The sequence below is a fragment of the Salinivibrio sp. SS2 genome (assembly GCF_001722075.1).
GTDB classification, from domain to species: Bacteria; Pseudomonadota; Gammaproteobacteria; order Enterobacterales; family Vibrionaceae; genus Salinivibrio; species Salinivibrio proteolyticus.
On the sequence record NZ_MEBP01000086.1, the window covers coordinates 46,485 to 58,994 of the forward strand.

Consider the following 12,510-nt stretch of genomic DNA (forward strand, 5'->3'; position numbering starts at 1 on the left):
TATCTTTGAGGCCCAACGAAAAAGAATAGACAAATATACGCGCACGAAAAAGGCCATACCCGTGGGCATGGCCTGGTTAATTACTGGGGGAGCTTCCTAGACATTTGGTGAGAATACCAAAGAGGTGAGGCTCTCCGTCGATGATTAGCTTTTTAGCATCTGCCAGTATTTTTGGTAGATTTTCACCGCTTCACCTACATCGTCGGTGAATTCGCCACTGTTGACCGCATCATCAGTAGGGAAAATGGTGGTGTTTTCTTTCAGTTCGTCATCCAAGTACTCTGCCGCACGTGTATTCGGGGCCGGATAGCCAAACTCTTCGACCAGTTTGGCTTGATTTTCAGGACGATACATAAAGTCGATGAACTGATGAGCCAGCGTCTTGTTCTCTGCATTTTTAGGGATAATATAGTTATCCATCCAGAGAATCGCGCCTTCTTGCGGATAAACAAACTCGATGCCATCAATTTCTTGCTGTGCCATGTAGGCGTTGCCGTTCCATTGCTGACCAATAGTCACTTCACCGGTCACAAAAGGAACGTGAGGCGCATCTGAGTTATAGACCACAACGTTGTCACGCAATTGACGAAGATACTCGTACGCTTGCTTGATCTCGTCTTCATCTTTGCTGTTAATACTGTGTCCTTGCGCTTTTAACGCCATGCCAAAGACATCACGCACATCGTTGAGAAGCATCACTTGTGCGTTGAAGTCATCACGCCATAGATCGGCCCACTTAGTGACTTTGTCCCCGTCGACATACTGATTGTTATAACTGATACCCGTCACACCGAATACATAGGGTAGGGAGTAGTCATTCGCTTTATCGAACGGCTGACCCAGTAGGCCGGGACGTAGCTCATCGAAGTGGCTGATCTTTGATTTATCAATTTTGGCCAGCATGTCTTCTTTGATCATGCGATCGATGAAATAGGTTGAAGCGAAAGCGAGGTCATAGCCTTTTCCATTCAGTAGCTTCAACTTGGCATACATGGCTTCATTACTCTCAAAGGTCGAGTAATTGACCGTCACCTTATATTCTTCTTCAAACGCATTGATCACATCCATGGGCATATACTCCGCCCAGTTGTAGATATTCAATACTTTATCGTCAGCGCTGACTCCAGTTGCAAATACAGCTGAAAGTGCGAGTGCGGTCGCGGTAATTCCGTGAGTGATTTTGTTCATTATCATGGTCCTTCAATGGCTTGCTGGCCGAGTACACGTCGGGGCGCATCATATTGCACCCAGCCCTTGTGTCAATGACTTTTTTTTAACCAAAGCGCGTTTCGTGAAACGTTCCGCTAACGGTAGCATAACCCTTGCGTGACCCCCCAAATTATTGGGCAGTATCCGGTCATTTTTGGCTTGCGAGTCGCGCACGACAATGCGACTATCAGCGCGCTTTGTGTGCAAGCTTTACACTGACACCTTGAGCTTGTACCCCATTTATTGAATCACCTAAATGAGTAACCATTGAGAGCATGGTCAAAACGTACCGCCCTGACACCAATTACTATGTTGCGACGCAAAATCAGTCGTTATCTTTTCCGCCTTTAACCGGTAGTCACCAAGCCGATGTTTGTATCATTGGCGCCGGATTAACCGGATTAAACGCCGCGATTGAATTACGCCAACGCGGCTATCAAGTGATTGTATTGGATGCTAAGACGATTGCGTGGGGTGGCTCTGGGCGTAATGGCGGCCAATGCTTAGTGGGATATTGTCTCGGGCTCAGAGAGGTACATGAAACCTATGGCGTGCAGTGGGGTAAGCAACTTTGGGACCTGTCCGTTGAAGCGGTTGATATCGTGCGTGAAAGGATTCATACCCATCAGATAGCCTGCGACTTCCAACCGGGATACATTGAGCTGGCGTTAAACAAAGCACAACAAACCGAGTTACAAAGTTGGCACGCCTTAAAGCAAGGTGACTATCAGTATCCGATGGCGCAATGGTGGGATCAGGCTAAGGTGGCAGAAGTGGCGAATACGGAGCGCTATTTAGGGGGATTATACGACCCGAATAGTGCGCATATCCACACCCTCAATTACACACTCGGGTTGGCGAAAGCTGCGCAGGATTTAGGGGTGCAAATCTTCGAGCACAGTCCGGCGCAGTCGATAAAGAAGGGGCCGACTCACTGTGTTCGTACCCCTCAAGGTGACGTGAATGCTCCCCGCATATTGCTGGCATGTAATGCTTATCTCGATGGCCTAGAACGCAAGGCGCAAGCGAAAGTCCTCCCTGTTGCTTCCTTTATTGCGGTGACCGAGCCATTAGGCGATCGCATGCCCATTACTAATCGCATGGCCATGTCTGATCTCAACAACTGTCTTGATTACTACCGTCCCACCGCAGACGGACGTCTCTTATTTGGTGGCGTGAACCACCCGTTTAATCGTGAGTATAAAGACTCCGCTCAACGTCTACACCAACGGATGACAAAGGTTTTTCCTCAGTTAGGCGATGTGAAGATGGACTACCATTGGGGCGGGTTGTTTGCCGTGACGCGCAGTTACATGCCACACATTGATCACCTTGGCCAAGATATTTATACCGCACATGGATACACAGGTCATGGGGTGGGACTGACGAATATTGCAGGACGCGTGATAGCCGAAGCGATGGACGGACAAGCCAGTCGCTTTGATGTGTTTGCACGTTTGAAGCATGGTTGGATCCCGACCCCGAAAATGCTGCGTAGCCCTGCATTGGCTCTCGCGATTTGGAAAGCGAAGCTTGCCGATCTGCTCGGTGGGTAACCACGACGTACAAACCGTTAACGATTAAAAATACTTGTCGTCACGATAAAGTTCTCGTGTTGCTCCCCGCTAGGAAGACAGTAAGGTAGCCCTTCAAATAGCGGGGGGTAAGTGCTTGAACACTCTTAGCATCATTGATGATTTAGCGACACACGGACTAAGCGTGTGCGACCAATTCTTAACAGCACAAGAAGTGGCTGATTTACACGCATGTTTGCCAGAGCAGTGGACGCAAGCCAGTATTGGGCGCGAGCAGAAGCAACATACTAATACTCAAATCCGCACCGATAAGATCCATTGGTTAGAGCGCGGCCATGCCCCAGCCATTGATTTGTTACTCGATAAGATGTCTGAACTGCAGCTTGCGCTTAATCGTCACCTCTTTCTTGGTCTTTTTGAATATGAAGCGCATTTCGCCAAGTATAATCCCGGTGATTTTTATGCTAAACACGTGGACGCATTCAAAGGCCGCTCAAACCGAAAAGTCACCACAGTGCTCTATTTGAACCATGACTGGTGTGAAGAAGACGGGGGCGAAATCGTTATTTACCATGCTGATGGGAGCCACCTGAAAACATTATGGCCTCAGGCCGGTCGCCTTGTAACCTTCTTATCGGAAGAGTTTCCTCACGAGGTATTACCCGCGAAACGACAACGATTTAGCATTGCGGGCTGGTACCGTATTAACGGCATGAGTGGCCATCGGGTTGATCCAATTCGCTGACAAACTGCATACTGACAGCTACGAGTGATAACCAGCAAGCGGTCAGTATGAGGGGTTCTCCGCAACAGCAAAGCTTTTTTAACCATGCCGAGTTCGACGCTCAGCAAGCCGTTGCTATGCCACAAGCGACTGTCCATTGGCAGCCAGATTGGTTGCCATTGGTCGATGCCGATAACCTAATGGCGGCATTGCATCAGCACACACCTTGGCAACAATTACCCATTTCGATGTTTGGTCGTACCGTGATGCAGCCGCGTTTATTAGCTTGGTACGGCGATCATGCATACACCTACAGTGGACTCACATTATCTCCCCGCTCTTGGACACCTGAGCTATTGGGTTTGAAAGCCCGTGTTGAAGCTGCCACGCATGCGCGTTTCAATACTGTATTACTCAATCTCTACCGAGATGGCAGTGATTACATGGGATGGCACAAAGATGATGAAGCCGAATTAGGGGAGCAGCCGACGATTGCATCGGTGAGTTTGGGCGCAAGTCGACGGTTTTTATTCCGTCATACCCAAAGTAAAGAAAAACGCGAGTTTTTGTTGAGTCATGGCGCGTTACTGGTCATGGCTGGGCAAACACAAACGTATTGGCAACATGCGCTACCCAAAACACAAAAAACCGTGGGCGCTCGGATTAATTTAACCTTCCGATGGATAACGCCATCTTCAGCAAGAGAATAGAACCACTGCCGCTGAGCGGCAGTGGTTATGGGGCTACTCGACAATCAGGCTGACGTTGTCATAGGTACGGTACCCTCGCAGCATCACTGCATAGTTACCGGGCGTTGCATTGTCGAACCGGCAAACTTCATCATTGCAACTGCGATAAGGGCGGCAATCCCAGTTCCCGGTACTGACATCGCCATTGGCTTTGACATACAAGTCCACGTCACCCGAGCCGCCATAGGTTCGGATCATCAGTTCACCGGATTGATCTAACCGGTAGTTAAAGTACTTTTCATTCCCACGAGCGCCAGAGAGTCCGTTGATAGGCTCACCGAGTTTCAGCTCGTTACCCGGGTTGGGCGAGCTGTCGGCGTTCGCGAGCTCCACCGTATAGGCCAAGCCGAGTTTAGTGAACTTCGCGGCGTGAGCCGCTTCGCTATCGCTGTTTGCCAATGTGTCTTGAGGCGTATGGATGTTAGGGTTGTAGTCATTAAATTTGGCTTCAAACGGCATGGCAGCTGGATAGCCGACTTGGTGCCATGAGGCATGATCGGAACAGGCATAGCCACAAGTATCGAATCCGTAATTTAAAGTAGGCAAGTATTCGTCAAGCAACTGCGTGAGATACTGAGTGAGCTGACTGTCGGTATAGTCGGTGATAAAGACAATGTCTTCAGCAGACCCTTGATAGTTTGTCATGTCCAGTTGTAAGACACCGCGAACATCTTTACCCGCTTGCTTAAATTGGTTGGCAACGTCTTGCGAACCACGCAATCCAACTTCTTCTGCTGCGTAGGCAACAAATGCGATGCTCCGCTTGGGCTGGAAGTTGTTTTGAGCAAGTACGCGGATCACTTCTGTGACAGCAGCAATCCCCGAGGCATCATCATCGGCGCCAGGCGCAATACTTTGCTCATTGGTGCGTGAGCCAATCGTCGAGTCGAGATGCCCGCCGACGACGACCCATTCGTCGGGTGATTCTGAGCCCTCTATGGTTAACATCACCGACGCTTGATTATACCCACTGTGTGAAATTTGAGTGACGGACGCACCGGCTAACCCTGCACTGAGCGATTGCCAACGGTGTTTTATCCAATCTGAAGCCTGGGCCCCTGATGTTGTGGTGTAGAAACGGTTGGGGAAATCGGTAAGGCGATCAATGGTATTAACAATGAGTGCGCTATCAATTTGGCTAATCCAAGGGGTCACTAACGCTTGCTGGCTAATTGCTGGAGCGATAAAGCTTGCGCGCGAAAGTGGCATGTTACTCGCTGCCATCGCACTTTGGGCGGATGAATGCACGATATAACCACCGCAGCGGTGATGGTTTTCGTGCATTTTGTGGGAGAGGGCGGCTAACTCAGACTCACTGACTTCACCAATCCATGCTTGACCATTATGAGCAACTGATTGTGCTAATAAAGGCTCTGCCCCAGAAGATAAAGCAGTTTGTTGTGCATCTGCACCGATCGAGATCCAGACTTTTTTATCTTCAGCCTGCGCGAGGGTGCAGCTTGTTGCAAGGACAACGGCCAGAGCCGTGCGTTTATAATGCATAGTTCCTCCTTGAGTGAATAAGGGTCGCTAAACTCCATGCGACCTTTTGACTGTAGAGCAAAAACACAAATTGTTGATAAATTTATAAAACCATTAGTGGATGGTTTGGTTGTCACAAAATTGTTAATAGCGATAGTTTTGTTTTTAACAGAGGAGGAGAGAGGAAGGTAGGTTTATGCACGTAGACCTAATCATCCCCAGTGTTGCACAAAGGAAAACGCGGATTGGGTTGATGACAATAAAGATAAAATGCTGAAAACTGCATCAAATCGCGCGAAGTTTGGCTTTTTCGTTTACAAAGCAGGCAGTTGAAACTTTTATTAAATAATAAGTGTTGACTCGATCACGTTAATCCGTAGAATGCCTCCCCGTACCGCAGCGGCGGAAACAAAAAGAAAGGCGCGTTGGCAGAGTGGCTATGCAGCGGATTGCAAATCCGTGGACCTCGGTTCGACTCCGGGACGCGCCTCCATGTTTCCCCACTGGGCGGAGTAAAAATCGGACGCGGGATGGAGCAGTTTGGTAGCTCGTCGGGCTCATAACCCGAAGGTCGTTGGTTCAAATCCAGCTCCCGCAACCAATTTTATAAAGCGTTATAAAACGCTTGCGACAAAGCGACATTAGCTCAGCTGGTAGAGCGCAACCTTGCCAAGGTTGAGGTCACGAGTTCGAACCTCGTATGTCGCTCCAAGTTTTGCCCACATCAAGCAATGATTGATGTTACGGACGCGGGATGGAGCAGTCTGGTAGCTCGTCGGGCTCATAACCCGAAGGTCGTCGGTTCAAATCCGGCTCCCGCAACCAAATTTTAGGTATGTGAAGTCATTAACGTAGGCAAGGTTATCAATAAGACCTGCGGTCGTCGCAATTACATTGCGCGACAAATTCGACTACCGTAACCAAGTTTTTAAAGCGTTATAAACGCCTGTAACAAAGCGACATTAGCTCAGCTGGTAGAGCGCAACCTTGCCAAGGTTGAGGTCACGAGTTCGAACCTCGTATGTCGCTCCAAGTTTTGCCCACATCAAGCAATGATTGATGTTACGGACGCGGGATGGAGCAGTCTGGTAGCTCGTCGGGCTCATAACCCGAAGGTCGTCGGTTCAAATCCGGCTCCCGCAACCAAATTTTAGGTATGTGAAGTCATTAACGTAGGCAAGGTTATCGATAAGACCTGCGGTCGTCGCAATTGCATTGCGCGATAAAATCCGGCTCCCGCAACCAAGTTTCTAAAGCGTTATAAACGCCTGTCACAAAGCGACATTAGCTCAGCTGGTAGAGCGCAACCTTGCCAAGGTTGAGGTCACGAGTTCGAACCTCGTATGTCGCTCCAATTTCCTTCCTTAGCACTTATCTTTCTCTTGGTAATGGGTAATGTCTTACTTCATTGCTAGCATCGAGCAACATAGTATCCAACGTGACCGTATGGTCAACGGCACTGAAGTGCGCAAGTCCCGCGGTATAACTAAATGGGTAGCGATACGAAGAAAGCTGTCGTGAGAGCCTGCTATATAGTTGTTCTAGCTGATTATCAACGGCATCTGCATCTTGTTGTATCAATAACGCAGCAAACTCACACCCCTCTATACGTCCTATCCAGCCCACATCATCAAACACATCATTCAAACAACGCGCAAAGGTTTTGAGAATCTGATCGCCGGCGAGCTTACCATAGTCATGATTAAGTTGGTGGAGTTGGCGAACGTCGAAGTGTAATAGGGTGTAGCGCTCTTCGATCACTAAATCATCATTGAGGTATTCGCTAATTTCTCGCTTAAAGCCGCGCCGGTTTAACAGGCCGGTTAAGGGGTCCAGCACATTTTGTTGAGTCATGGTCAACTCGTGTTCCACAATGTGGGCAAGATCTGCCAATGCGCGCTGGCAGGGGCCATCGAGTTCACGAGGCTGTCTATCTATCACGCAAAGCGTACCGAGAATGTGCTCGTTATCTAGACTAAATGGGAAGCCGGCGTAAAAGCGAATAAAGGGAGGCCCCGTGACTAAGGGGTTGTCGGCAAAGCGCTCATCAAGATATGTGTCATTAACCACAAGCGGCTCTAGCTGGTGGATAGCGTGTCCACAAATGGACTCTGAACGTCCTGTCTGATTCACCGCCAGTCCGCGCTTTGCTTTAAACCACTGACGATGCTCGTCTACTAAGCTGATCGCCACAATGGGGCACGCTGATATATAGGCTGCAACGCGAACAATGCGCTCAAACCTGTCTTCACGACCGGTGTCTAAAATGCCTAAATCATGAAGTAAATGAAGCCGTTGCACTTCGTTGTTCGTTGGCTGCGCCGGTGTCATTTTATGCCCTCCATGCCTGTCTATTCAGTATAGACCCTCAGTTCAATGGCTATACAAAAAGCGCAATCGCTGTTTGTCGGATACCGACGGTCCACTTTATAGGTGACTGATAACTTAATTACACTCAATTACCGTCAGTTATTTTAATGTCACCGAGAGGTGTCATCGTTATTTGGCTACATTATTAATACGACAGATAAGAGGCCATTTAATGAAAGCATTGATTTTAGGCATAATTTTCGCCTTTGGGATGCTGAGTCAAGCCGTCGCTCAGGATCACAAATTATTGATTATTGATAGCTATCACAAAACGTTCTCGTGGACCGAGAGTTATACCCTTGGCTTGAACAAGGTGCTCGATAAAAGTATCCACGTATCGCGTTTTGAGATGAACGCCAAAAAGCTACCTGTATCAGCGCATCAACGCAAAGCAGACGAAGCATTTGACTTTTATAAAAAGGTAAAGCCTGATGTGGTGTTGCTTTGTGATGACATTGCACTGAATCATATGCTGCCCAGGCTACAGCATGAAAATATTGATGTTGTTTTTCTTGGCGTAAATGGCGATCCCCAGCCGTTGATTGAGAGACTAAATGGTCCTGTTCGTGTGACCGGGGTTCTAGAGCGGCCTCATTTTTATCGCTCACTGTCTGATGTGATTCAGCTTTATAACCAACCAATTAAAAACATTAAAATTCTCTTCGATGATGGCCCCACTGCAAAAATCAATACCGCTTATTTGCAAAGCCAGGCCAACCTTTTTTCCAAGTTAAATCAAACGGTCACGAGAATTGAAAGGTTTACAACATTTCCTGATTGGAAGAAAGCGGTCCTGGAGGATGACTATGATGTGCTTTTTGTGGGCAGTTACCAAACATTACGCGATGGAATGGGAAAGAATATCGACGCAAACCAAGTGATTACTTGGACGAATCAAAACACGAAGCATCCTGTTTTTGCTTTTTGGAAAGTGGCGGTTGGTGAGGGTATGGCGGCTGGTGGATATGTGTTAGATGGCGAAAAGCATGGCATTCACGCTGCGGTCTACATCCATAAAGTGTTTGCTGGAATGCCTGCTGATCATATCCCTATTTCTGTCGGGCACCAAGGCACCGGTATTTACAGCAAAGCGGAGTTTGCTCAGTTGGGGCTAACCCCTCCTCGAGAGTGGGTGCCGATTCGTTAATGCTACCTTATAGTTACTTTGACGGTGCACTAACGTTGGGCGAATACTGATTCAGTTCGGAAACCACACAATTACGTCCCTTTCGCTTGGCTTCGTAAAGTCTAAAATCAGCGATAGAGAGTATTTCGCTGCTTGTCGCGGGATAGGTAAAGGTTGCGACACCTGCACTAATAGTGATGGATTTCCCTTCGCCATTAAAAGAGTGAGATTCAACTGCCGCGCGAATAGTTTCGGCCAATTGGCTGCATTGGGGGCTAGTGACATTGGGACAGATCACTAAAAAACTCTCGCCTTCCCAACGCACAACCGTATCAGTTCGTCGCGCATGATAGGAGAGCAAGCTACCGACCTCTTTTAGCATCATATCGCCTTCTTCTTGCCCATAGGTATCATTAATACGTTTGAAGTTATCAATATCGAATAATATCACCCCAAATGGCGTGTTTTCTTTCATCGCCAATTCAATGTGATGTTCGAGAATATGATTTCCTTTCAAGCGATTATACAGGCCTGTCATTGCATCAAATTCTGCTCGACGAGCAAGACGCTTGCTATCGGTTATGTCATTAGAAATAGCGAGATAGCTGATGGTGTTGCCTTGTTCATCTTTGTTATGCGTGATGTGTGTATACAACCAAAAATCGTCTCCTTGCGCGGTCTGATTTTGAAATTCGCCTTTCCAGTCTGAGCCGCTATTCAATGTATCCCAGAGGTCATGAAAGTCCTCCGGTTTTGCATCTTTGTGCTGCAAGATAGACACGGATGCTCCCAGTAGCTCTCTTCGCTTGTATCCAGAGAGGTTGATCATGGCTTTATTACAGTCTTTGATCATGCCTTCTTTAGTGGTTTCTATAATGGGGATGTGGCGATCAATGATGGTGGCAAATCGTTCTTTTTCTTTAATATTGGAGCGAAGCTTCATTGCTATTTTTGTTAATGAAGAAGAAAACAAGACTGCGATAGGGAGCGATGCTAAAAGCAGTAAAGCAATAGACTGCAATGCACTGGTTGCGGCTTCTTTATGGAGTGCCTCGACATACCCCGTAGAGGCTCTAGCATAAAGCGTGAGTTGTGCATCGTTAGGGATAAGATCCGTGAGTGTAAAGGTATAAATGTCTTGACTGGGGGAGAGCAATTCACTGCTTACGCGTTCGGCGCGCCGCTGTGTTTCCGTTGACTTATTGATAAACCTGTTGAAGTTGAGTTCACTATCGCTAGAAGCAATAAAGAACCCATCTTTATCAAGTATATAAAGATCTAAGTTGTCATTGCTAACCCAAATGCTGAGCAGATATCTCGCATCCATGTTCGCGATCACATAGCCTGCTCGTCGCGCATTCTCACCGACAGGGACAGGGGTAGCGACGCGCAATGTTGGCCGAATAGGACGCTCCAGAACACCAAACTCCTTGTTGAGGTTGATAGCAGAGTAATAAAACTCTCCATCAGGGGTGCGTAACATTTCGCGCATGTAATTACGATCGGATTTGCTTTGAAGTTGTTCAGGTGGCTCAATTCTGTAATTGTTCTCAGTATTTGGCTGATAAACATCAACAATTTCATTGCCATTGGTGTCTAGGAAGCGAAGCTGGAAGATGCTTGGGTTAGCCTTGGCTAAGCCCAACATATGCGCTTCGAGCTGTGCTTGCGTGACTTCAGATTTAGCGTTGATATATTCGGACAAAAAAGGGCTTGCCGCTAAGCTAGAAACGACTTGCTCTGTGGTACCAACCAACGACTGTGTGGAACTCTCCACACGACCAAATTGAAAATCAATCTGATCACGCAGAACGCTTTGCGACATTTGATTGAGATGATAATAGTTGATCACATTCGTCATGCTGACGATAAAAAGCCCGAAGAAACAGAAGACGGAAAAATACTTATAAAAGGTCAGATCCTTGAAAATTTTGTTCATGCGTCATGGCCCAGCTCGTAAGCACGTATTAGTACAGCATAGCAGGCTTATCTGCCTAATGGAGTGTGCACTGAGACCTCGCATTAGCCCCTGATGATATTTCGAGGTGTAATGCCGGTAGCTATGGCACAAACCCAGCACGAAGCTGGCAATATCGCTGCATTTCGCGTTATCAGGCCTCATCAAAGAAACTCTGTTTGTAAAAGAGTTGTTTCAATGATATTTTCCTGCGGTTATTAAATTTATCAAGCATTCGGGCCAGTGTGCACTGACAAGTGATCGTGTACGCGACAGGCCATCTATACTCTTTTAATCATGTTGTTTTGGAAGGTTTGCTTATGGCGTTTTTAGCGAGCTGCGATACCCAATATCCGCTTACACATCCACACGCGGCGTCTGCGGTGGTCATGGTGCCACCTGCGCACTTTAAATTTAATGCACAAACCAGTGAAGATAATGGTTTTCAGCATGCGCTGGCGTTGCCCGATGAGGAAGTGAAAACTCGCGCCATGGCAGAGTTTAATAATATGGTGATGACGCTACGTCGCCATGGTATTGATGTCGTCGTGATGGAGTATCCAGACTCCGATCCAGCAACGCCTGATGCTGTGTTTCCTAACAACTGGTTTAGTACATTGCCAAGCGGTGAACTGTATCTGTACCCGATGGCATGTCCTAATCGTCAGCTTGAGGTTAAGCCTGAGCGCCTGATGGCGGCCCTTGATAAAGCGGGCTACGCCGTTAACCATGTGCACAAAGTAAAGTGTCACGACAAAGACGAAGCGTTTCTAGAAAGTACGGGTGCGATGGTGATTGATCACCTCAACCAGCGTGTCTATGCCGCGCTTTCTCACCGCTGTGACAGCATTTTGTTAACCGAATGGGCAGCCAAAGTGGGAATGCGCCAAGTTGTCAGCTTTAACACGGCAATGAGCGACGGCAATCCTGTGTATCACACCAATGTGATGATGGCGGTGGGTGAAGCGTTTGCTGTGGTGTGTGACGAGGTCATCGAGCCTGCTCAACGTGAGCTCGTGTGTAATACGCTCGCCGAAGACAAAACCTTGGTTTCAATCAGCGAGGCACAGATGAATCAACTGTGTGGCAATATTTTACAGCTACGCAATCGTCACGGTGAGTCGTTAATTGTGATGTCTCTTTCCGCGTATAGTGCGTTTACTGAAGATCAAAAGCGGACTTTACGTCAATTTGGCAAGCTGGTGCCGATTGATGTAAACACCATTGAAACCGTTGGTGGAGGGAGTGTGCGTTGCATGATGGGTGAAATATTCTTACCTCGGCACCAAACTGTGTAAATTATCGCTATGCGGTTAAAAACGGCGATCATTTGATCGCCCAGATTGCTGACGAACCCC

General features: G+C 47.7%; 9 protein-coding genes and 7 tRNA genes. 12 read left to right on the forward strand and 4 right to left on the reverse strand.

The window, feature by feature from the left end; all coding sequences use genetic code 11:
- Positions 1 to 144: 144 nt before the first annotated feature.
- On the reverse strand, positions 145 to 1,188 hold the full coding sequence (locus BGK46_RS10415; RefSeq protein WP_069589123.1) for an ABC transporter substrate-binding protein: 1,044 nt from the start codon (positions 1,186 to 1,188) through the stop codon (positions 145 to 147).
- A gap of 296 nt (positions 1,189 to 1,484) precedes the next feature.
- Here BGK46_RS10415 and BGK46_RS10420 point away from each other — a divergent pair, with 296 nt between their 5' ends.
- From BGK46_RS10420 to BGK46_RS10430, 3 genes are all read left to right on the forward strand, one after another.
- Positions 1,485 to 2,765, forward strand: coding sequence for an NAD(P)/FAD-dependent oxidoreductase (locus BGK46_RS10420; protein WP_069589125.1), 1,281 nt, complete (start codon positions 1,485 to 1,487; stop codon positions 2,763 to 2,765).
- A gap of 115 nt (positions 2,766 to 2,880) precedes the next feature.
- Complete coding sequence (locus tag BGK46_RS10425) at positions 2,881 to 3,489, forward strand: 2OG-Fe(II) oxygenase (RefSeq protein ID WP_069589126.1); 609 nt, start codon at positions 2,881 to 2,883, stop codon at positions 3,487 to 3,489.
- 116 nt (positions 3,490 to 3,605) lie between these two features.
- Positions 3,606 to 4,178 carry an alpha-ketoglutarate-dependent dioxygenase AlkB family protein gene (locus BGK46_RS10430; protein ID WP_069589140.1) on the forward strand — a complete coding sequence of 191 codons (573 nt, stop codon included), beginning with the start codon at positions 3,606 to 3,608 and terminating at the stop codon, positions 4,176 to 4,178.
- A gap of 33 nt (positions 4,179 to 4,211) precedes the next feature.
- Here BGK46_RS10430 and BGK46_RS10435 read toward each other — a convergent pair whose 3' ends face one another.
- Positions 4,212 to 5,720 (reverse strand): M28 family metallopeptidase, encoded by a 1,509-nt coding sequence (locus BGK46_RS10435; RefSeq protein ID WP_069589128.1) that lies wholly within the window; start codon positions 5,718 to 5,720, stop codon positions 4,212 to 4,214.
- 398 nt (positions 5,721 to 6,118) lie between these two features.
- Between BGK46_RS10435 and BGK46_RS10440 the strand changes: the two genes are divergently transcribed.
- From BGK46_RS10440 to BGK46_RS10470, 7 genes are all read left to right on the forward strand, one after another.
- Positions 6,119 to 6,192, forward strand: a tRNA-Cys gene (locus tag BGK46_RS10440).
- A 31-nt stretch (positions 6,193 to 6,223) separates the two neighbouring features.
- Positions 6,224 to 6,300: transfer RNA gene (locus tag BGK46_RS10445), tRNA-Met, on the forward strand.
- Positions 6,301 to 6,334: 34 nt separating this feature from the next.
- Positions 6,335 to 6,410: transfer RNA gene (locus BGK46_RS10450), tRNA-Gly, on the forward strand.
- A gap of 37 nt (positions 6,411 to 6,447) precedes the next feature.
- Positions 6,448 to 6,524 (forward strand) — tRNA-Met (locus BGK46_RS10455).
- A 131-nt stretch (positions 6,525 to 6,655) separates the two neighbouring features.
- Positions 6,656 to 6,731, forward strand: a tRNA-Gly gene (locus tag BGK46_RS10460).
- Positions 6,732 to 6,768: 37 nt separating this feature from the next.
- Positions 6,769 to 6,845 (forward strand) — tRNA-Met (locus tag BGK46_RS10465).
- A 132-nt stretch (positions 6,846 to 6,977) separates the two neighbouring features.
- A tRNA-Gly gene (locus BGK46_RS10470) sits at positions 6,978 to 7,053 on the forward strand.
- A 17-nt stretch (positions 7,054 to 7,070) separates the two neighbouring features.
- On the opposite strand, the gene BGK46_RS10475 is transcribed toward BGK46_RS10470, so the two are convergent.
- Positions 7,071 to 8,030: a GGDEF domain-containing protein gene (locus BGK46_RS10475; protein WP_069589129.1), complete on the reverse strand. Its 960-nt coding sequence runs from the start codon at positions 8,028 to 8,030 to the stop codon at positions 7,071 to 7,073.
- Positions 8,031 to 8,241: 211 nt separating this feature from the next.
- Between BGK46_RS10475 and BGK46_RS10480 the strand changes: the two genes are divergently transcribed.
- Complete coding sequence (locus BGK46_RS10480; RefSeq protein ID WP_069589131.1) at positions 8,242 to 9,216, forward strand: ABC transporter substrate-binding protein; 975 nt, start codon at positions 8,242 to 8,244, stop codon at positions 9,214 to 9,216.
- 13 nt (positions 9,217 to 9,229) lie between these two features.
- Here BGK46_RS10480 and BGK46_RS10485 read toward each other — a convergent pair whose 3' ends face one another.
- Positions 9,230 to 11,134, reverse strand: coding sequence for a sensor domain-containing diguanylate cyclase (locus BGK46_RS10485; RefSeq protein WP_069589133.1), 1,905 nt, complete (start codon positions 11,132 to 11,134; stop codon positions 9,230 to 9,232).
- A gap of 338 nt (positions 11,135 to 11,472) precedes the next feature.
- Between BGK46_RS10485 and BGK46_RS10490 the strand changes: the two genes are divergently transcribed.
- Positions 11,473 to 12,450, forward strand: a complete 978-nt coding sequence (locus tag BGK46_RS10490) for an arginine deiminase-related protein (protein ID WP_069589134.1) — start codon at positions 11,473 to 11,475, stop codon at positions 12,448 to 12,450.
- The last annotated feature ends 60 nt before the right edge of the window (positions 12,451 to 12,510 follow it).